The 20,861-nt window shown below is 56.8% G+C and carries 17 protein-coding genes; 9 read left to right on the top strand and 8 right to left on the bottom strand.

Annotation, left to right across the window (positions count from 1 at the left end; all coding sequences use genetic code 11):
- The first annotated feature begins 52 nt into the window (after positions 1–52).
- Both larC and larB read left to right on the top strand, forming a co-directional pair.
- Positions 53–1,420: a nickel pincer cofactor biosynthesis protein LarC gene (gene larC, locus RBB63_RS09220; RefSeq protein WP_309383391.1), complete on the top strand. Its 1,368-nt coding sequence runs from the start codon at positions 53–55 to the stop codon at positions 1,418–1,420.
- Positions 1,407–2,147 carry a nickel pincer cofactor biosynthesis protein LarB gene (gene larB, locus RBB63_RS09215; protein ID WP_425503893.1) on the top strand — a complete coding sequence of 247 codons (741 nt, stop codon included), beginning with the start codon at positions 1,407–1,409 and terminating at the stop codon, positions 2,145–2,147. The genes larC and larB overlap by 14 nt, the downstream gene beginning before the upstream one ends.
- A 3-nt stretch (positions 2,148–2,150) precedes the next feature.
- On the opposite strand, the gene RBB63_RS09210 is transcribed toward larB, so the two are convergent.
- The 5 genes from RBB63_RS09210 to guaB all read right to left on the bottom strand — a co-directional run bounded on the left by RBB63_RS09210 (position 2,151) and on the right by guaB (position 7,380).
- Positions 2,151–3,116, bottom strand: coding sequence for a DUF4238 domain-containing protein (locus RBB63_RS09210; protein WP_309383387.1), 966 nt, complete (start codon positions 3,114–3,116; stop codon positions 2,151–2,153).
- Positions 3,117–3,127: 11 nt separating this feature from the next.
- Positions 3,128–4,126, bottom strand: coding sequence for an aldo/keto reductase (locus tag RBB63_RS09205; RefSeq protein ID WP_309383385.1), 999 nt, complete (start codon positions 4,124–4,126; stop codon positions 3,128–3,130).
- Positions 4,127–4,228: 102 nt separating this feature from the next.
- Positions 4,229–4,696 carry a Spx/MgsR family RNA polymerase-binding regulatory protein gene (locus RBB63_RS09200; RefSeq protein WP_309383383.1) on the bottom strand — a complete coding sequence of 156 codons (468 nt, stop codon included), beginning with the start codon at positions 4,694–4,696 and terminating at the stop codon, positions 4,229–4,231.
- Positions 4,697–5,150: 454 nt separating this feature from the next.
- Positions 5,151–5,783, bottom strand: coding sequence for an alpha/beta fold hydrolase (locus RBB63_RS09195; RefSeq protein WP_309383381.1), 633 nt, complete (start codon positions 5,781–5,783; stop codon positions 5,151–5,153).
- Between the two features lie 40 nt (positions 5,784–5,823).
- Complete coding sequence (gene guaB / locus RBB63_RS09190) at positions 5,824–7,380, bottom strand: IMP dehydrogenase (RefSeq protein WP_309383379.1); 1,557 nt, start codon at positions 7,378–7,380, stop codon at positions 5,824–5,826.
- A gap of 74 nt (positions 7,381–7,454) precedes the next feature.
- Here guaB and menC point away from each other — a divergent pair, with 74 nt between their 5' ends.
- On the top strand, positions 7,455–8,492 hold the full coding sequence (menC, locus tag RBB63_RS09185; protein WP_309383377.1) for an o-succinylbenzoate synthase: 1,038 nt from the start codon (positions 7,455–7,457) through the stop codon (positions 8,490–8,492).
- Positions 8,477–9,769, top strand: a complete 1,293-nt coding sequence (locus RBB63_RS09180; protein WP_309383375.1) for an AMP-binding protein — start codon at positions 8,477–8,479, stop codon at positions 9,767–9,769. The genes menC and RBB63_RS09180 overlap by 16 nt, the downstream gene beginning before the upstream one ends.
- Here the strand turns inward: RBB63_RS09180 and RBB63_RS09175 are convergent.
- A complete protein-coding gene (locus tag RBB63_RS09175) occupies positions 9,745–9,987 on the bottom strand; it encodes a hypothetical protein (RefSeq protein WP_309383373.1) in 243 nt (80 codons plus the stop codon). The genes RBB63_RS09180 and RBB63_RS09175 overlap by 25 nt on opposite strands.
- Positions 9,988–10,113: 126 nt before the next feature.
- On the opposite strand from RBB63_RS09175, the gene kdsB reads away from it, so the two are divergent.
- Entirely contained in the window at positions 10,114–10,863 is a 750-nt protein-coding gene (kdsB, locus tag RBB63_RS09170; protein ID WP_309383371.1) for a 3-deoxy-manno-octulosonate cytidylyltransferase, read from the top strand.
- A 56-nt stretch (positions 10,864–10,919) separates the two neighbouring features.
- Here kdsB and RBB63_RS09165 read toward each other — a convergent pair whose 3' ends face one another.
- The gene (locus RBB63_RS09165; RefSeq protein ID WP_309383369.1) at positions 10,920–12,329 is read right to left on the bottom strand and encodes an SGNH/GDSL hydrolase family protein; all 1,410 of its coding nucleotides are present in this window, start codon (positions 12,327–12,329) and stop codon (positions 10,920–10,922) included.
- 165 nt (positions 12,330–12,494) lie between these two features.
- Between RBB63_RS09165 and RBB63_RS09160 the strand changes: the two genes are divergently transcribed.
- The 4 genes from RBB63_RS09160 (at position 12,495) to RBB63_RS09145 (ending at position 20,139) form a co-directional block, all read left to right on the top strand.
- A complete protein-coding gene (locus tag RBB63_RS09160) occupies positions 12,495–14,039 on the top strand; it encodes an SLC13 family permease (protein WP_309383367.1) in 1,545 nt (514 codons plus the stop codon).
- A 131-nt stretch (positions 14,040–14,170) separates the two neighbouring features.
- Positions 14,171–15,187: a leucine-rich repeat domain-containing protein gene (locus tag RBB63_RS09155; RefSeq protein ID WP_309383365.1), complete on the top strand. Its 1,017-nt coding sequence runs from the start codon at positions 14,171–14,173 to the stop codon at positions 15,185–15,187.
- A 203-nt stretch (positions 15,188–15,390) separates the two neighbouring features.
- Positions 15,391–19,530 (top strand): choice-of-anchor I family protein, encoded by a 4,140-nt coding sequence (locus RBB63_RS09150; RefSeq protein WP_309383363.1) that lies wholly within the window; start codon positions 15,391–15,393, stop codon positions 19,528–19,530.
- Between the two features lie 75 nt (positions 19,531–19,605).
- Positions 19,606–20,139: a PEP-CTERM sorting domain-containing protein gene (locus tag RBB63_RS09145; RefSeq protein ID WP_309383361.1), complete on the top strand. Its 534-nt coding sequence runs from the start codon at positions 19,606–19,608 to the stop codon at positions 20,137–20,139.
- Between the two features lie 75 nt (positions 20,140–20,214).
- On the opposite strand, the gene RBB63_RS09140 is transcribed toward RBB63_RS09145, so the two are convergent.
- Positions 20,215–20,841 carry a sulfotransferase family 2 domain-containing protein gene (locus tag RBB63_RS09140; RefSeq protein ID WP_309383358.1) on the bottom strand — a complete coding sequence of 209 codons (627 nt, stop codon included), beginning with the start codon at positions 20,839–20,841 and terminating at the stop codon, positions 20,215–20,217.
- Between the last annotated feature and the right edge of the window lie 20 nt (positions 20,842–20,861).

Here is a 20,861-nt window from a genome sequence, read left to right as displayed (position 1 = left end):
CTGAGGGCCATGTCAACCAGTGCGGCTGGAATGACGCAAAACACACTCTCCCATGCGAACCCTCTTTTACCAATGCCCCGCCGGCATCAGCGGCGACATGAATCTCGGCGCCATGGTCGCCCTTGGCGTTGATCCGGCTGTGCTCGAAACCGAGCTACGTAAGCTCGGCCTCGACGGCTGGCAACTGAAGTTCACGCCCGACGAGCGCGGCGGCGTAACGGGCATCCGCTGCGATGTGATCCTGGAAGACGACCACAGCCACGATCACGATCATTCCCACGAGCACGCCCATGCCCACGCGCACAGCCACGATCATGCGCACGATGACGGTCATCACCATCATCATGAGCATGAGCATTCGCATGACCACAGTCATGATCACGACCACGGGCATCACCACCACCGGACTTTCCGCGAAATCCGCGAAATGATCAACGCGTCCACTTTGTCGGACAAAGTGAAACTGGACGCCGTTGCCGTGTTCGAAGCCCTTGCCATTGCGGAAGGTGGCGTCCACGGCAAGCCGCCGGAGGAAGTGCATTTCCACGAAGTCGGCGCGGTCGACTCGATTGTTGACATGGTCGGCGCCGCGATCTGCTGGGACTTGCTCGGCGTGGATCAACTCGCCTGCGGCATGCTGGAGCTTGGCGGCGGCACGGTGATGTGCGCCCATGGCCGCATGCCCGTTCCCGCGCCTGCGACCGCGCGCCTCGTCACGGGGCTGCCCGTTTCGCTCGGCGGCACGAACAAAGAAGCGACCACGCCCACCGGCGCCGCGCTCCTCGTGGGCAAAGACGCGAAGTTCGGCGAAGCCATTGCGGGCACGCAAACCGCAGTCGGCGTTGGCGTGGGTCAGCGCAATGATCCCAATCTCGCGAACGTTGTTTACGCGGCGATCATTGACACCGAAACGCCAGCCGCCGAAGATGACGACGAAGCTGCTGCCGATCCGCAGGACGTCGTCTTCGAACTCGCCGTCAACCTCGACGACATGACCGGCGAAGCCATTGCCTTCCTCTGCGAACAGTTGCTCGAAGCAGGCGCCGTCGATGTCTGGCAAACGCAGGCCACGTTTAAGAAAGGGCGCGTTGGTGTGATCGTCCATGCGCTTGCTGCGGCGGAAGTCGTGGCTGAAGTCGAGGACGCATTCTTTGCCCACAGTTCGACGCTCGGCGTGCGTCGCCGCGAGTGGCAGCGCACGATCCTGGAGCGCCAGCTGTTCGAAGTCGAAACGCAGTGGGGGCCGGTCCGCGTGAAGCAGGCCATGCGCGGCGGCGAGGTCGTCCGCCTCAAGCCCGAATACGACGACTGCGCCCGCATCGCGCGCGAGCAGGGGCTGTCCATTTCGGAGTTCTCGCAAATGTTGGCGGGCGAGATTTTTGATTTTAACGACGACGAAGAGGAGGATGACGATGCCTGATATCCACGACATTTTTGCCCGCGTAAAAAGCGGCGAACTCTCCACCGACCAAGCCGCGATCGAGCTGCAGGGCTTCGAAGACCTCGGCCACAGCCGCGTGGATCACAACCGCGCGGAGCGCAATGGCGCGGCGGAGGTCATCTTCGGCCAAGGCAAGACGCCGCAGCAAATTGTCGAGATCATGGAAAGTCTCATCGAGCGCGGAGCGAACGTGCTCGCGACCCGTATCGACCTCGACACCGCGCACTTCATCTGCGGCAACGTCCACGGCGCGCACTACGATAAGTTCGCGCGGCTGATCACCGTCACCCAGCGTGAGATCGAGCCCGTGGCAACCAAGGTCGCGGTCGTCTGCGCGGGTACGAGCGACTTGCCCGTTGCGGAAGAAGCCCGCCTGACCTGCGAGTTTTACGGCAGCCCCACGCTCAAGGTTTATGACGCGGGTGTCGCAGGCCTTCATCGCCTCTTGGCGCAGCTCGACGACATTCGCGCCTGCCGCGTGGTAATCGTCGTGGCGGGCATGGAAGGCGCGCTTCCCAGCGTGGTCGGCGGCCAAGTCAGCGCGCCGGTCATCGCGTGCCCGACGAGCGTCGGCTACGGCGCGAGCTTCGGTGGAGTCGCGGCTTTACTCGGCATGCTCAACAGCTGCGCCAGCGGCATGAGCGTGGTCAACATCGACAACGGCTTCGGCGCCGGCTACCTCGCGAACCGGATCAACCGGCTCTGAGGTCTATGAATTTAAATGGTCATTGGTTACAGGTACGATTTTGCTTATGAAATATGTACCTTCACCAAAGTCCAATGTGGATGAGAAGAATCCAGCTTTTTGGCTGGCAAGTCGATTTATGTCAGCTTCCAGTTCTTCTGACTGGTGCTTCGTATATATAAATCGTAGAGAGTTAACAATGACTCTCTGGTTTATGTGTCGCACATAATCTTCAGTAATGTGCGGGATTCTTTCACTCGAATGCCTGAAGAGCAATAACGAGCGATTAGATAATGGTAATGCAACCTCTATAGAAGGATCTGAAAACCCCTTTCCATATGGAGATTTAGGATCATGATTTGGGCTGTATAGGGTAACTGGTGTATCTGAAGTGATAAATTGATACGCTTCATCTTTGAGCACAATCAGATCAAAATTCATTTGAGATAATAACTGAATTATTGGGCTAGATTCTGCTTGTATTAACATTTGCTCAATCACTTTCCAATTAGATATTTTCGCATCGAAAATATCATCACCTTTTTCACGAATTAAGGCTTTAATTTCTTCGGGTGGTTCAGAAAGCTCTCCAGCTCTAAAAAGCATTCGTGCTCCAGCGTTAGCAATCTCACGTAATTGATTCTCGATGAAGGATTTATAGGCAGGAACTCGATGATACATTAAAGATGTGAAAAACACTAAGTCCTCATGCCAACAATCGATGTGGGTTGGTGCAGCTTTTAGCTGTTTAAGCATTTCCGCCTGCCGTCCTTCTATCGCGCTCAGTTTTAATTCAACCGATTTACGATCACGTTCTCTACCATTGAAGTCTAGTACGTGGTAGTCACGTTTAGCACCTGAGTTTTCTACGCAGGTAGCAATTGATTTGGTCCCTGCTTTCTTCTCAAACATAAAAAGCTTTTTAGCATCATTGGCAAAGCCTCTTAGGTAAAATTGAGGTAGAAAATGGTGCTTCTTGGGGTCTGGCATAATGATTTGCTCTACACTTTTTGTTCCCCGCCTAAACCTTCGTCATAGTATTCCAAGCTTTCCATCTTCGCGTAGTCGTCGAATTGGTCTTTGTCGAAGGCCATCGCGAATTCCTCGCGTTCGATCGGGGTCATGGGCTTGGACGGGGAGGCCGCCACCGCGGCGTCGAGGTAGGGGAGCTTGTCAATGCCGACCAAGTGCGTGCAGACTTCGGGGTAGCTCAGTGAGTAGCGTAGGACTTCGGTGATGTTCGTCTTGCCGTGGAGGTGGGTGCGGCGGCTGCCGCCAAAGCCCTTCATGCCAAGCACCGCGATTTGCTTTGCATTGCAAAGTGGCATCACCTTGCGCTCGAATTCGCGGGAGTTGAGCGCGTTGACGACCGACACCGGCATCAGCGTGGCGTCCCAATCGTAGCCGCCCTCGATCAGCTTCACATGGATCGCAGGATCGGTGTGCCCGGTGAAGCCCGTGTAGCGCACCTTACCTTGTTCTTTGGCGAGGTCGAGCGCGGCGATCATGCCATCGGGCGCATAGGCTTTTTCCGCGTCGTCGCCGCTTACGTTGTGGAGCATCCACAGGTCGAGGTGGTCGGTTTTGAGGCGGCGCAGGGAGTCCTCCAGCATCTGCATCGCGCCGGCTTTGTTCTCGGGATACTTGCCGTTGTGGTAGACGCAGCACTTGCTCATGAGGAAGATTTCGTCGCGGCGTCCTTGCAGCGCGATGCCGAGATATTCCTCCGCGCGCCCGCCATGGTAGTCCCAGGCGTTGTCGAAAAAATTGACGCCGAGGTCGATCGCGCGCTGCGTGATCTCCGTGGCCTCCTTTTGCGAACCGGCGTAGTAAAGCGTGTGCCCGCCAACGCCGACCACGGTCAGCATGTCGTCATGCCGACCAAACTTACGCTTGGGGATCGTGACCTCGTTCGCGGTCTGCGCGAGCGCATTGCCTGCGCCGATCAGCGCAGCGGTTCCCACGGAAGATTTGATGAAATGGCGGCGGGACAAACTCATGCAGCGTAGTTAACGCCCGCAGGCCGGGAAGTCAATTATGGGTGAGCCCCTATCCTGGAAGTTACTTCAGTTGGAGTTGGGGGCGGGGGGGGCGCTTTGACGTTAGCCTACTTGGGCTGCCCATTCGGGCTCCTTGAAGCCGACCAGGGCGACGCCTTCGCCGATGAGAAACGGGCGCTTCACGAGGTTGCCAGTTTCTTGCAGACGGGCAAACACCTCACTGGCGCTTAATTCAGGCAACTCGTCCTTGATGCCGCTCGTGCGGTAGTCGGCGCTGCTGGTATTGAGCAGCTTTTTGATTTCGCCATCGTAGGCGTCGAGCATCAACTGAAGTTCGGAGGGGGAGGGGGGCGTTTCGCGAATCGGCAGGCGCTCGTAAGCGACGCCATTTGCGTCGAGCCATTTGCGTGCGTTGCGGCAGGTGGAGCACTTGTCGTATTCGTAAAACTTAAGCATGCGGCGAATTAAAGGTCGGGGCGTGGTCATCGCCAAGCCGAAAGACGTTTTTCCACCTTCACCAAGGGGGAGGGGGGGGGCGCCGGGAGGCGAAGAATCTGACAAAGAACGCATGGAAATCCCAGGCTCAAGGCGGGTATGCTTTGGGCAAGGCGAAGGCGTCGCAAATATCGCCAAGGCGATTGCGACGCAGGGGTTGCCGCGAGCATGTGACATCGATGTGGCAATGACAGGCAGCGGTAAGGCTGCATTAAAACCTGGAGGCGTCGCGGAATGGATTTTATCTGCGAATGAGCCTCGTAAGCGGTTCCGGCAATGCGCGCATCTTCATGCGGGCGGGGGGGAGGGGCGCCGTTTGAAGCGCCCGAAAAGCTAGTTGGGATGGGGTGGTTTCATGGCAAGATGGCGTGCATTATTATTCTTTGGGAGAGATGAACGTAATAATACTTAAATTGCACAATTTGCCAAGCGGAAAATAGTGAACGTGTGAATATTTTTTTCTGAGCACAAACAGTTGTTGCGCGTTCAAGCGAATGTGCCTGAAGCACATTTCTCGGGCCGAGTAATGCTAGCTCTGCCAGAACTTCCGTTGGCGGATTGCGTCAGCGCAGTCGGCGGGATGCGACATAGCCAACAAGTGTCCAGCATCGAGCAGGAGGTCGACTTTGGGCGGCGGGGGGATGATGCGGTCTTTGGCGCCGTGGATGCGCAAAAGGCGCGGCTGCGTTTGGATGCCGCGCCATTGAAAGACCGCGCGGCACATGGAGCGGATGAAGGCCGGGTTGCTCTCGGCAAACATGGTGGACAGCTCCACGGGAACCTTGCCAGCGCACTGGGCGACAAAAGAAACCGGCGCCAGATCGATCAGCGGATGTATCAATGACAGGAATCGTGAAACTTCGTCAGGGTGCTGGGCGCTACCGAGCAAAATCAAACCGCCGACTGGCGCTTGATTGGCAATTTCCGCAGCCGCCATTCCACCCAAGGACGAACCACAAACGATGTCGCCTTCCTGAATGCTGTGCTCGGTGATTAATCGGGACGCCCACTGCTCCAGAGTGGATTCACCGCGCCATTCCGGCCAGTCATGGTAGATTACGCCGGTCAGCGATTGCCAAGCCGGGTCCGCATACATTGCCGCTGTGGCCCCCATCCCGGGATAGACATGCAAGGTCGCGTTACTCCCGGTATGGTTGGCCATTTTTTGCCCTGCAAAAATCTATCGGTGCAGCGGGACGCTGCTATTCTTTGCTGGTTTTGACTTCGACGACGTCGTGGGGGGAGCTTTCGCGTTGGCCGGCGGGGGAGACGCGGATGTAGCGGGCGCGCTCCTTGTGCTCGGCAAGGTTGCGGGCTCCGAGGTAGCCCATGCCGCTTTGGAGGCCGCCGGTGAGCTGATCGAGCACCGAGTCGACGGAGCCGGAAACTTCCTTGAGCGCTTCAATGCCCTCGGCGGCGATTTTGCGATTCTTGTCCTTGCTGGCGTGGCCGTAGCGGGCGGCGCTGCCAGCCTTCATGGCTTCGAGGCTGCCCATGCCGCGGTATTGCTTGTAGAGCTTGCCGTCGATTTCGAGGATCTGGCCTGGCGCCTCACGGCAACCAGCAAGCAGGCTGCCGCACATGACGGCGTCGGCGAGCGTGAGGGCCTTGACGATGTCGCCGCTCTTGGTGATGCCGCCGTCGGCAAGGATTTTGACGCCGTGTTTTTTCGCCGCCTGACTGCAAACATAGAGCGCGGTGAGCTGTGGAATGCCCACGCCAGCCACGATGCGCGTCGTGCAAATGGAGCCCGGGCCCTGGCCGACCTTGATCGCATTGGCGCCTGCGTCGGCGAGGAATTGCACGCCTTCGCCGCTGGTGACGTTGCCAGCGATGATGGTCAGGTCTTTAAATTCGTTGCGGATCAAGCGAATGGCTTGGCCGACGCCTTCGCTGTGGCCGTGTGCGGTGGAAATGGCCACGGCGTCGAGGCCTTCGTCGATTAGGGCGCCGACATGGCCGATGATGCGGTCGCGGTCGAGGTCGCCCTCGCTGGTGCGGGGGGCGCTGACGGCGGCGCCGCAGACGAGGCGGAATTCCCTGTCGCGCGCAGGCTTCATGTTGGCGCGTTGCTCGTCGTTGATGCGCTCGATGTCGCTCAGCGTGAAGAGGCCATGCAGGTGGTCGTTGTCATCGACAACGAGGAGCTTGTGGATGCCCAGGTGGTCGTTGAAAAACTGGTCGGCGGCGGCGATGGGGTCGTCTTCGATCTTGGAGGCCGAGAGCGTGTAAACATCGGCGCGGGGCGTCATGGCCTCGATGACTTTGCGGTCACGGTAGCGCTCTTTGACGACGCGTCCGGGCAGGAGCCCAAGGAGTTTGCCGCTGTCTTCGACGACCGGGAACGTGCTGAACTTGTAGCCCTTTTCCTCGATGATTTCGAGGACGTCGGCGATGTAGGCGTCGGGCCCGATCTTAATCGGGTCCTGGATGAGGCCGTGAATGTTGTTTTTGACGCGGGCGACTTGCTTGATCTGCTCGCGCTCGCTCATGTTGTAGTGGATGAGGCCGAGGCCGCCGTTGGTGGCCATGGCGATGGCCATCTTGGCCTCGGTGACGGTGTCCATATCCGACGAAATAATGGGCAGGGACAGGTGCAGGCCGGAGGACAGCTCGACTTCCGTGTTGGTGTTGCGCGGCAGAACGGCTGAATGGCGCGTGGCCAGCGTTACGTCGTCATAGGTGAGGGCGATGCCGGCCTGGGCCGTAAAAAAGTCATCCGCGCTCTTGTAAAATGCTTGGTCGATGGTTTCGCTCATGGCAATGTGTATTGCCGTTGGGGATTATGGGCTCGCGCCTAACCTCGGCAAGTGAAAAGCATTCGTAATTCTCCATGACCCCACTCTCACCCGATCAAGACCTAAAGTTCGACTACCGGCCATACCGTCGGCGGTTCAAAAAACCGCTGCAAACTGCGCATGGAGAGTGGTCGCATCGGGAGGGCGTGATCATCCGCGTGGAGGCGGCGGATGGCCGGGTTGGCTACGGTGAAATCGCGCCAGTTCCGTGGTTTTGCGCGAAGCTGAGCGAGGCGGACGCGCCGCCATTAGCGGAGTTGCTCCGACTCGATTCGCTCAAGCCCTACATTAAGCCGCGCCTTCTCAAAGAGCTTGAGGCGCCCACATTGCGGTGGGCCTTGGAGTGCGCGCTCACTTTGCTCGTCGATCCCACTTTACCCGGAGTGCGGGTGCCGATTGCCGGGTTATTGCCTGCGGGGGAGGAGGCTGTCGCCACGCTTTCGCGGCAGATGGCTTCCGGTCGCCGGGCTTATAAATGGAAAATCGGCGTCCTGCCTTGCGTGGATGAAATCAAGCTGGCCAATCAACTGATGGCGAAGCTGCCCAAGGGCGTCCGCCTGCGGTTTGACGCCAATGGCGGGCTGAGCGACGACGATTACACGGCTTGGCTGAGCTGGTGCACCGCGCATCGCCAAGTGGTGGACTACATCGAGCAGCCGCTTCAGGTGGGCCGGGAGCGTGAGATGTTTGACCGCGCCGATGGCTTGGGCGTGAATGTGGCGCTGGATGAATCGGTCGTCGGCGTGGAAACGCTCAAGGATGTGGCGCGGCGCTTTCCCCAGGCGACGCTTGTGGTGAAACCTTCGTTGCTCGGGTCGCGCGGTGAGTTTTTGCGCTGGCGGACAGGGCATCAGCGACAGCGTGTGGTTTACTCAACGGCATTTGAGACTGCGATCGGCTTGAAGGCGGTTTGGGAATTGGCGGCGTTGGATTGGCCGCCATTGGCGCCCGCAGGGTTGGACGTGAGCTCGGCGATGGAGGAAGACGGTCTGTGCCCGATGCGCATTGGCTGGGAGCTTTGCAATGCGGACTGGTCCAACGGCATCGAACAAGAGGTATGGGAACGGCTTTAAGCAGGTTCACGCCCAAGCTGGTTAGCCGATGGCTGGCGGACCCGAAGCAGGTTCAGCGTTTTCTGGACGCCTACGTAGCCGCCGGTCAGCAGTTGAGCAAGGGCGGGGAGCATGTGCTGATTTGCGCTGAAGACCGTGTTGTGTTCCTCGCTTATCTGGCGGCAGCGATGCCGCAGCAGCGCGGGATTTTCTTGGCGAACAGCCAATGGGGAGCTGCGGAGTGGGCGCAAGCCTATAGGCAAATGCCAGCAGACCTTACCGTTCTGGGTGTGGCGCCCGTTAGGCAACTGGATGTCTCGGGCGCGGCTTGTGCTGACTACCCCGGCCGCTTACTGATCCCAACTGGCGGCACCGGCGGGCGGATCAAGTTTGCGGTCCACACGACCGAATCGCTGAAAGCTTCGGTGGATGGCTACCTGACTTATTGGGGAGGCGAACCGCTGAACGTCATTTGTCCACTGCCGGTTTGCCACATTGGCGGGCTGATGCTGGCGCTGCGTGCGGCCTGGACTGGCGGTCAACTCTGGCTCTGCGATGCGCGCTTGGAAGAGCAGCCGCCTGCTGGATTTAATCTGCGCCATGCGCATTGTTCGGTAGTTGGCGCCCAGCTAAGGCGCGCTTTGGACCAGGGGGGGCATTGGTTGCGGGAGTGTGGCGCAGTGCTGGTTGGCGGAGGGCCGAGTGCGCCTGAAATTTTGCAGGAAGCGATCGAAGAGGGTATACCGCTTTACACGGCCTATGGGTTGACCGAGGCTGCTGCGACGGTGGCGCTGGCCAAGGTGGAGCCCGGCGCCGATTGTTCTCTGGGCGAAGTTTTGCCGCATTGGCGCGTCGAGATGCGCGACGGACGAATTTACCTCAGTGGCGAGGCGCTCTTCAAGGGCTATTGGGGCGAGGCGCCGCGCGGTGACGCATATTGGGATACAGGGGATCGCGGCGAGCTCGTCGGTGGTCGCTTAAAAGTATCTGGCCGGGCGGGGCGCTTCGTGATTACCGGTGGGCGCAAGGTCGATGCGGATTTGCTGGAGAAGCGCTTATTGGCGTGGCCTGAGATTCAGGACGCCGTGGTCTTTGGCGCTCCTCACCGTGAGTGGGGGGAGGCGGTCACCGCGGTCGTGGAAACCTCGGCCAGCGAGGCAGCCTTAGTCGCCAAAGCCCGGGCTGAATTGCTGCCCGAAATGCGTCCCAAAGATTGGCGCCCCGTGGCGCAATTGCCCCGCACGCCCTTGGGCAAGCCGGACTGGCCCGCGATTTACTCTTTAATGAAAAGCACGTAGACAATCGCCAGCGCAGCGCTCACAAACAAGAGCGCAAACACCTTCAAGACGATGAATCCAGTTTTCGAAATTTCCAGATCATTGATGCCGACTATGCGGCCAACTAGACTTTCCCACTTGCTGTGGCTGACGATGAGGAGGTTCACCCCGATTAGAAAGAGAATCGTGGGAATGGCGACCTTGATCGACCAGAAGATAATTGGAACAATTTGGTTCATTGGGTGGGAATACGAAGGCCGTTTAAAACGGCTTAGGCTTGTGTCTTAGTCAAGTGATTTAGAAATTTGTGCACTTTCAGATTTAAAATTTCCACTATTGATATAAGTAAATCACTCTATTTTTCCATGCAAAAAGAAAAGGTCAGCATCGTTATTCCAGCGCGATTGGAATCCAGCCGCCTCCCGGGTAAAGTATTGCTCGATTTAGGCGGCAAGCCCATGCTGCAATGGGTTTGGGAGCGCGCGATGGCGGTAAAAAGCGCCGTCGAAGTCGTGATCGCCACGGATTCGGAAGAAGTCTCTGAGCGAGCCCTTGCCTGGGGCGCCGTCGTCAAAATGACCCCTAGGGAATGCCCCAACGGCACTTCTCGCGCGGCGCATTTGCTGGCTGAGTTGCAGGGCGATTTTATCATCAACTTGCAGGGCGACGAGCCGTTTATGGAGCCCGAGTTGCTGGAGGCGTTGGTGCAAACCCGAGCGAACGCTGGCGGCGATGTGGTGACAGCCGTGCGGCCCATTGCGAACCAGGAAGAGCTGTTCAATCACAATATCGTCAAGGTGGCGCGAGGCGGCGCATCGCGGGCGTTGCTCTTTTCCCGCGCCACGATTCCGTTTGTACGTGACGTGCCGGAAAGCGATTGGCTGGCCAGACAAAAGTTCTGGGCTCACATCGGCGTCTATGGTTACACGCGCGAGGCATTGACCCGCTATCCGACGCTTTCTGCAGGGGAGTTGGAAACCACTGAAAAGCTTGAGCAACTGCGCTTCCTGGAGCATGGGTTCGACATCACCGTGGTGGAGACGGATTACCGTTCCATTGGCGTGGACACCATGGCTGACCTCGAGCGCGCCCGTAAGCTGCTCGTGGGCGCCTAAGCAAAGACCGCCGGATTACGCCGACGGTCTTTCATTGGGGGGCTTACGAATGAAAGCTACTTACCGGGGAAAAAGCGGAGCGGGACATCCGCCATCACCCCGTGACCAAACGCGCCTGGGTGATTGTTCCAGTTGTGCAGTTGTGAGTATGGCGGGATGCCACGGTGTTGGAGGTTCAGCCACTCCGCGTAAGTGTCAGCGAGGCCCACATTGTGCTGTTTGGCGATTTCCTTTTGTGCGGCGACATAAGTTGCCCAGCGTTCGGCGTGCCCGCCTGGTTTCATCGGATAAGGCTGCATGGAAGTCATTAAAATGACCTCAATGCCGGCGTCCTGCGCCGCAGAAACGATTTGCTCTATGTTCTGGGCGTATTGATCGACTGGCGTCTTGGCCTTGCTGCCGTCGGAGGGGCCATCGGCGTCGTTGACGCCCATCATGATGATGAGCAAATCGGGCTTGGCGGGGAGGACGGTGTCTTTCAACACTTGCAGCCCGTACTCGGTGCCTTTGCCTCCTTGCCAGGCGGCGACTTCAGAAATTTCGCTGTCTGGATAACGTTCTTTAAGCGTATTTTCAAAGCGTCCTCGCCAATGCTTGGTGTTGTCGCTCCACCACTTGCCTGCTTCGGCGCCGAGCGTTAGGCTGTCACCCATGTAGGCAATGGAAACCGGCTCGCCTGCTTCCAGTTTGGCCCGCGTTTTGGACACTGCGTCTGGGTTGATTGGGGCGATGGGCTCCTGGGCGTCGATGGGCAGGATTAGGTCAGCAGCCAGTGGCGCATCGGTCTGCTGCCAGGGCGCGATGTAAATGCCGGCCAAGGGAGCGCAGCCAAAGTCGGGCTTTGGCAGGGAGGGGCAGACGAAGCGAGATTCGCCTTGCTTGAGCGAGACTTTGCCCGATGCATCGACTTGCAGGAGGTCCAGGCGCTGCATGACTTCCACGTAGTCCACCGTCACTTCGCCTTCGCCAGGTTTACCCAGACCATTGTTGAGGTTCGCGACTTGGCCGTAGTCATCCAGCACGAGGTAATCTTTGTCTCGGGTAAAAGTAGTGGAGCCGTCGGCGCTTTTGACGACAATGGATTCCGCCGGATATTGACGGAAGGGCAGGCCGAGCATCAGCACGCCGTTTTCATCGGCTTTGGGGGCAAAGGTGATGGCGCCGTTTTGGTTCTTCTTGGGATTTTGCCCCTGCCAGGGGAGCCAGCCGTCCCACCACTTTTGGTGGTTGTCCGGCGTCATGAATGTCTTGGATGCCGCTTTGGACTTGGGCGGGGCAACGGTGATGGTGGTTGGCTGGACGCGGACGTTTTTGCCATCGACCAGAGCCTCGCCGGCGCCGACATCAATCGAGAGCGGCGCGCTGCCAGGTTTGAGGCTCGGCGCCGCGCCCAAAAGGGGGGCTGCAAGCACCAGCATTGTCAGGGTTTGGGTCCAGAGGGCATGGGGAGTCAGGGGATTTGTCATGCTGGCATCGTTACGCTGGTCAAAAAGGCGGTGCAAGCTGAAAGTGTTTAATCAAACAAGAGATTACGGTTTTGTGTATCGGTTTCCCCCTTTTGCTCGACACGCATTAGAAATCATTTTGAAACAGTGCGCTTAATCTAATTCTTTCGCCGAAGCTCTATTTACATGGCCAATTCTCCTACCCCTACTGAACAGTCCGAGACCCCCGATGAGCAGTCCCACAGCTTGCGACACGGCATTGGGCTTATTCTGGGCCCGGTTGTATTTTTGACGATATTGCTGGTTCCGACGCCCGATGGAATGAGCGTGGAAGGGCAGCGGGTGGCCGCCGTAGCCGCACTGATGGCTATATGGTGGATCAGCGAAGCGATACCGATTCCAATAACCAGTCTGCTGCCGATTGTCCTATTTCCAAAACTGAGGGTAATGTCCTCGCAGGAATCAACGGCGCCTTATGCCGACCATTTGATCTACCTGTTTATGGGCGGTTTCGTGATCGCACTCGCCATGCAAAGATGGAATCTGCACCGCCGCATTGCACTGGTGATTATTCACGTCATAGGCTTTTCGCCGAGTCGTCTGGTGTTGGGCTTTATGGTGGCGACCGCAGTGCTGTCGGCTTTCGTTTCCAACACCGCAACCGCCGTCATGATGATGCCGATTGGCATGGCGATCATTAGTCAGGCCACGGACGAAATTTCGGCGCTCAAGCTCGATGTGCCTCAAAAATCCATTGATGCATTCGGGACGAATTTAATGCTCGGCATTGCCTACGCGGCGTCCATTGGCGGCATTGCCACAATCATTGGCACACCGCCAAACACCGTCCTCGCCAGTTATCTTTCCAACACTTACAACTACGAAATCTCTTTCATGAAATGGATGGCGGTAGGCGTGCCGCTGGTCCTGATTTTCATTCCGCTATCCTGGATTTGGCTCACGCGCTTTGCCTACCCCATGAAAGGCTTGGCCTTGCCGAACAGTGATGACATCATCAATGAAGAGATAAAATTGCTCGGCCCGATGAGCAAGGGCGAGCGCTACACGTTGATCATCTTTCTCATCACTGCCGTTTGCTGGATCATGCGCTCGTGGGTGGCCAAGTGGTTCCCGATTACGGACATGGTGAAGGACTCGACGATCGCGATTGCTGGCGCCATTGCGTTGTTTTTGATCCCGGTTGATTTCAAAAGACGCATCTTTGTGATGAATTGGGAATGGGCGGTAAAACTGCCTTGGAGCGTGCTGGTGCTCTTTGGCGGTGGGCTGGCGCTTGCGGAAGGTTTCAAGGTGTCGGGCTTGACCGCGTGGACGGTCGACCAAGTTTCCTTTTTGGAGCAAATGCCGATCCTCATCATCATCCTTGGCCTGGCGGCTTTGGTGACGTTCCTGACGGAAATGACCTCTAATACCGCGACGACTACGCTGCTCATGCCCGTGCTGGCGGGAGTGGCCATTGGGCTGGGGCAGAGTCCGTTGCTGTTGCTTGCGCCAGCTGCGATGTCGGCCTCTTGCGCCTTCATGCTGCCGGTGGCGACGCCCCCCAATGCAATCGTTTTTGGCTCCGGCAAGGTGACGATTCCAGAAATGGTGAAAGGCGGATTCGCGTTGAATGTTATGGGCATCTTTATCATCACCGCACTCGTCTACCTGATCCTGGTTCCGGTGTTTGGCGTGGTGCTCAATGAGTTGCCCAGTTGGGCGCAATAGTCGTAAACTTTGCACTGCAAAGTAAGTTGAGCTAGCATTCAGGTTTGTTTACACAAACGCCATTTCACGTTTACTGAATCGTTGCTTTTTTTGATTTGCCAGAGGGTTGGTAAGCTTGCGATTGCCAATGGATGATCGCTTCACTCAACCCTCAATCGGCGGGCTTAATGGTCGCCATGCTATGCGCGTTCTCAGGTTCCTTGCGTGCCGCGCAATTCGGAGACTTCACTTACGAAACTCAGTTTGGCGAAGCGATCATTACGGGCTACACCGGCGTTGGCGGCGATGTGGCATTTCCCGATTCAATCAACGGTCAGCTCGTGACGGAGATCGATGTCGCCGCCCTGGCGGGCAATACCGGCATCACTCAAATTGAGCTGCCGACTGAGCTGCTCTTTATCCGCGAAGGCGCGTTTCGAAATTGCACTGCGCTACTGGAAGTTACGATTCCGGGCGGCGTATTGGAAGTGGGGGAGTCGGCTTTCGAAGGTTGCGCTTCGCTGCAAACGTTGACCTTGGAATCAGGCGTTTCACTGTTGCTTGAGTCTGCCTTTCGTGGCTGTGCGCTGGAGCGTGTCGTGGCGCCAGCGTCCATTGATTTCATTGATCCAAATGTATTTGCGGACAACGCTGTGCTTGATTCCATCTACTTCCTGGGCGATGCGCCGTTGCTGGATGCGAATGCGCTGGGCAGCGCGTCGACGGCGTATTTTTTCAGTGATGCGGTTGGGTTTATGAGCCCCGAGTGGGAATATGCATCGGGCTACTCGATTGAGACATTTGACCTCGGTGAGTTGGATCGCCCTAAACAATGGCTGTTGGAAAACTATCTGAGCAGCGCCGGTCTTCTGGAGCATCCAGAGCAAGCTCCACAAGGAATTGCGCTGAGCTATGCATTCAACGTTCCGCCACTTTCGGCTTTATCGTTTGAGCATGGCGTGACTGATTCGGATGATGTTTTTGAGATCCGCTACTATGCAGATCAAGTTGGGGTGAATTATCAACCTAGAGTGTCTAGTGATTTAATTGGATGGACGGGTGATGGCGTTGAAATCAGTCCGAAAGATGAGTTCGGTTACAGAATTGCTTCTGTCGTTTACGAAGGTGAAACATTGTTTTTCGACATCCAAGTTACAGTTTCACCTTAGTGTGACTTTAGGTGGTTGTATCGTAAAAAATGTCAATCGACTGGAATCCTTGGCCCCTAAAGGATCTTAACAACGCCTTAACATTGCGTTGCGAAATCTTAACTGCGTGTAACACTATGTGGTGTTGACCGGATGTGGAATGGAGGGCTTTGAATACCGCCGAAAAGCTACCACGGCTTTTTGGAATCAAAACTCCCATTAGCATGAAAATCCTAACGACTGCACTATTCTCAGGGTTGTCCCTGACGGCGTTTGCGCTGCCCGCATTGCAGGCGCAAACCACGGATTCTGCTCCGGCGCTTACGATAAACGCTGAAGACGGAATGACCGTTTTTGTCAATGACGCTGGTAAAACTTACGATCTGTCCGGCTTAACCATCGCCTTGGAAAATGCCTCCGGCGCGAGTGAACAAGCGGACTATTGGATCGAAGACGGCACGATCCACATCACTCTGACTGACGCCAAGCCAGCCTTCTCGTTTGGCGAGGGTTCGGAGCTTCCCGCCAGTGGCAAGATCATCGTCTACAGCACGGGGTCGGTCACCATTGCGAGCGGTTTCACCAGTTCGGTTACGACCTACTCCGCGCCGGAAGCAACGGCTCGCTCCAGCAGCGCTCCGAGCAAAAATACGCGTGCTGGCGCAACGACTTTCACGCTACAGGTGCTGCACGCTTCGGACCTCGAAGGCGGCATTGACGCCATTGGGCGTGCGCCGAACTTTGCGGCGTTGGCTCAGTTCTGCGAAGAAAATCCCGGTAGCGCAGATGGCACGATCATCCTGTCCGCCGGTGACAACATCATCCCTGGGCCGTTCTTTAGCGCATCCAGCGACTTCTCGCTCGAAGACGATTTGCGCGACGCCTACGAGGCGCTGTTTGGCATCTCGCTGACTGATGGCGTTGAGGGCAGCGAAATCGAAACCCGCAACGGAGCGATCGATATCACGATCATGAACATCGTTGGTTTCGATGCATCCGCTCTCGGCAACCACGAGTTTGACCTTGGCTCCGAAACTTTGCGCGACCTGATTGAAGAAGAATTCGACAACGATGTGATTGACGACTCATCGAACATTGTTGGGCCGGAAGTTGAATGGCCCGGCACGACCTTCCCGTATCTTTCGGCGAACCTTGATTTTTCTGCTGACGCGGACCTGAGCGGCATCGTCGTGGGTGACATATTGGACGGCAACGATTTCGCCTTCGATCCGCTGGACCTGAACAAGTTCCCGCAAAGCCAATACAACTCCACCAAGATTGGCAAAGCCGCGATCATCACCGTGAATGGCGAACGCATTGGCGTGGTTGGCGCGACGACTCAACGTTTAAATGTTATTTCCTCACCAAGCGGCACAGAGGTAACTGGCGCCATGGATAACGACATGCCCTTACTCGCCAGCCAGCTTCAGCCAGTCATTGACCAGGTTCTCCTTGGTTTGGACGGCGTGGCTGATACGGGTGACGACGTGAACAAGGTGATCCTCGTTACGCACCTTCAGCAGATCGCGCTCGAAGAGCAACTTGCTTCCTTGCTGACCGATGTCGACGTGATCATTGCGGGCGGTTCCGACACACTCCTCGCCGATGGCAACGACATCCTGCGCGTGGGTGATGTCGCCGACGATGTTTACCCGGTGCAAGTGCAGGACTTGAACGACAACACGACACTGATCGTTAGCACCGATGGTGAATACAGCTACCTCGGTCGCTTGAATGTGCCGTTTGACGTGGATGGTCTCGTCGTGGTCGCCGACTTGAATGACACGATCAACGGTCCGCTTGCTTCCACGGATGCAATGGTGGAAAGCCTTTGGGGCAACCTCGTCGATCCGTTTGCTGGCGACAGCCGCGGCGCATTGGTCAAGGCGTTGGTTGATGAAGTCGAAGGCATCGTGCTCGCACAAGATGGCAACATCTACGGCTACACTTCGCAATACCTCGACGGTGAGCGTGGCAGTGTGCGCACGGAAGAAACCAACCTCGGAAATCTCTCCGCCGACGCCAACCTCTGGAAGGCGCAGCAGCTTGATTCCAGCGTGGTGATTTCCTTCAAGAACGGTGGCGGCATCCGCACGCCGATTGGTGTGGTCGATGGCATCACTGGCGCGTTGTTACCGCCTCAAGGAAACCCTGCGGCGAGCAAACCCATTGGCGCAATTTCGGAGTTGGACGTTGCCAACGTGCTGCGTTTCAACAACGGCCTGGTGACCTTCACGCTCTCCGGTCAGGACATTCTCGACGTCCTTGAGTATTCGATTTCCCGCAGCTTCGGTGATCGCACTGAAGGCCGCTACCCACAAGTTGGCGGTCTGCAGTTTGCCTACTATCCGGTGGTCGATGTGAACGAGAACAATGAATACGATGAGGGCATCGATACGCCTGCTTCCATTCGTTCGTTTGCCCTGATGGGACTCAATGGCCGTGTGACGCGCGTGCTTTTCGAAGACGGCGTGTTCATCGGTGGCGCACAGACTGAGGAGTTCAAGGTCGTCACACTCGACTTCCTGGCGGGTGTTGCGAACTTCGGCACTCCGGGCGCCACAGGCGGTGACGGTTATCCGTTCCCGGCGCTGGGCCTCGATTTGGTCGATCTCGAGACTGGCGAAGTCGAAGCCATCGAGGAATACCTCGGCGCTTACTTCGGCGCGGCTGAGCTGGCCTACAGCGAAGCAGAACTCGACCCGGCTCAAGACGCCCGTGTGCAGAACCTCGGCTGGCGCTTCGATTCAGTGGGCAATGACATTCCGACCGCTCCGCCCGGCGCCCTCCGCTTGAGCAAAGTGGCGACCTTCAACTCTGGTCTCTTCGATGAGGCAGGCGCGGAAATCGTAGCCTACCACGCTGGTTCGCAGCGTCTTTTCGTGGTCAGCAGCGCTCCAGGCGCGGCTATTGTCCGTGTGCTCGACGCAAGCGACCCATCCAGTGGCGAGCTGCCGCAGACGGATTCCATCGTTGCGCCGCAGGCGAATTTTGAGCCCAACAGCGTGGATACCTTCAGTGGTCCCTTGGGTGACGTGGTGGCCATTGCCTGGTCCGACGAAAGCGGCGTTGCTGGCCGTGGCGTTGTGACCTTACACAACCCGACAACGTTGACCATGATTGGCAGCCCGATCACCGCAGGTTACCTGCCCGACATGCTCACCTTCACCAAGGACGGCAACAAACTCGTCGTGGCCAACGAAGGTGAAATGGTCGGTGAGGACAATCCAGAGGGCTCGGTTTCGATCATCGACTTCAATGGCAGCTACGCAGTGGCGACGCACACTGAAGTTACCTTCGAACGCTGGGACCGTCGCGAAGACGTGCTCCGCGCCCGTGGCATCCTCATGACGCAGATCGATGTCGGCTTGGCGGAAACAGTCTCACAAGACCTTGAGCCGGAATACATCGCCATTGATCCATCGGGCGAGACAGCCTGGGTCAGCTTGCAGGAAGCCAACGCGGTTGCGATTATCGACCTCAACCGTTACGCGGTGCGCAACATCCTGCCGCTGGGCACGATTAACCACTCGGTCATTCCGCTCGACGCCAGCGACCGCGACGAAGGTGATGACAACGAGCCGATCAACGTCACTGTTGAGCCGTTCCTCTACGGTTTGCCTCAGCCTGACTCCATCGCGTTTGTGGAATACAACGGCGTGAACTACCTGCTCACCGCGAACGAAGGTGACGCGCGCGACTACGAAGAACTTCGCTTCAAGGACATTGGCGATTCCGGTGAGACAGACTACGTCTTCGACCCAGCGGTGGCCGGTGTTTTGATCCCGCTGCAGGAAGATGACCAACTCGGTCGCCTGGAAATCAACCTGGTTGCTTCCGACCTCGACCGCGATGGCGACATCGATACACCGGTTGTGTTTGGTGGGCGTTCCATGTCGGTTTACGAAGCGCCGGTCGTCGGACGTTTCCGCGCAGTTGGCGGCACCAGCGCCAATGGCAACAGCGACCTCGACGAGTTTACCGCTTCGCTCTTTTCCACGGTGTTCCACTCGGGCAATGATGACAACGATTCGCTGGAGTCTCGCTCGGACGCCAAGGGTGTGGAGCCCGAAGCGCTGACCGTCGGCGCCATTGGCGATAAGACCTATGCGTTCCTCGGCCTTGAGCGCCAGAGCGCCATCATGATCTATGACGTCACCGATCCGCGCACGCCGATCTTCCACGCCTACGTCAGCAACCGTAACTACACGGTCGACGCGGACACGGAAGAAGCCGGCGACCTCGGCCCGGAAGGCATCGAGTTCATTGCTGCTGAAGATTCTCCGCTGGGCGTCGCCACGATTGCTGTCGCCAACGAAATCAGCGGCACGGTCACGCTCTACAGCATCGAGTCTGGCATCTAAGCCTTATCATTTGATGGCGGGTCTGGCTGCGATGCGGGCCCGTCATCTTCCTTTTAAAATTCAATATTGATACTCATGAAAAACATCCTGTTTTTAGCTTCGGCTGCCTTGGTTGCGCCGATGGCGACAGCTGGGTTGATCCAGCTTGATTCGATTACGGGAAGCTTCAATTCCGGCCCGCTTTCGGGCACAGAGATTAGTGGTTTTATCGTGGTGGAAGACAACGGTATGACTGCAGGCACGGCGGACACCAATCCGCTGACGATCAACGATGGAGTCATCGACGATCTCGGCTTTCAGTTTACGGCTGGCGAATTGGTTTACTTCGACCTCTTTGATGACCTCGATCCCTTCATCACTTTTGACATGGGGATGATCACCGGCATCGATTACTTCGGCTCAAACTTCAACGGCGAGTTCTTGGACATCACTTACGATGCGTATCAACCCGACATTTTCTCGGGCATTGCCATCCAGTTCGAGGATAGCGAGGGCAACATATCGACGGGAACACTCAGCCTGCCAGTCAATGTGCCAGAGCCAACGACCTATGCTCTGGTGCTTGGCTTAGCCATGCTGACATTTGCGCGGCTGCGAAAACGCAAGTAGCCCCAACGTTACTTTGTATTGCAAAGCTGCCGGGTTAATGACTCGGCGGCTTTTTGCATTATGCTCATTGCTGAATCAGAACTCGTAGTTGAGCAGTTCAATATCTGCACTGAAGGTATCCCTGACCAGCTCTCTGGTTTTGTCATTATAAAAATCCTGGTATGGCTTCGCATTGGATTTATTGAGTTTGGGAAGCGATGCCGTGACGCCGATGCGTGAGCAAATTTGCTGAAAGTCTTCGTCCAGATTTTCAAAGCGCCCAACGTAGTCTACGAGTAATTCATTGCTTTCCGAATAAATGAAGTCCTTTTGAAACCGAACGTCTTCGGCGCATCTCCACTTTATGTATTCTTCGAAGCTTCCAAGTTTCTTGACCAATTCATGTTGATAGTGCGTTTCGTATTTCAGCATGTAGGTGTAGAGCGAAACCTGCCAGTCCCATGGGTTTCGCACGATTGCGAAAGAGAAATACGAATCGAAAGTCTCTTGCCCTATTAGATCTATTATTTCGGACGCTTTGCTGTGCGGGTCGAAGGGGTGCGGGTCGTAAAATGGCGAGGGGACTTTTGCTTCTTTGAGTTTTTTTTGAATTTGCCATTGCCAGGGACTCATTGCAAACGGACGCAATGCAGCATTGATGCTGGTGCCTGCATTTTTAAAAATATGCACAAAGATAAATTTATTCTTTTTGGATATTAGCATATGCGTTCCTTTGCAGCGCC

Source organism: Cerasicoccus frondis, from assembly GCA_031296915.1.
In the GTDB taxonomy this organism is placed as follows: Bacteria; Verrucomicrobiota; Verrucomicrobiia; order Opitutales; family Cerasicoccaceae; genus Cerasicoccus; species Cerasicoccus frondis.
This window is presented reverse-complemented; position numbering and strand designations above follow the sequence as displayed.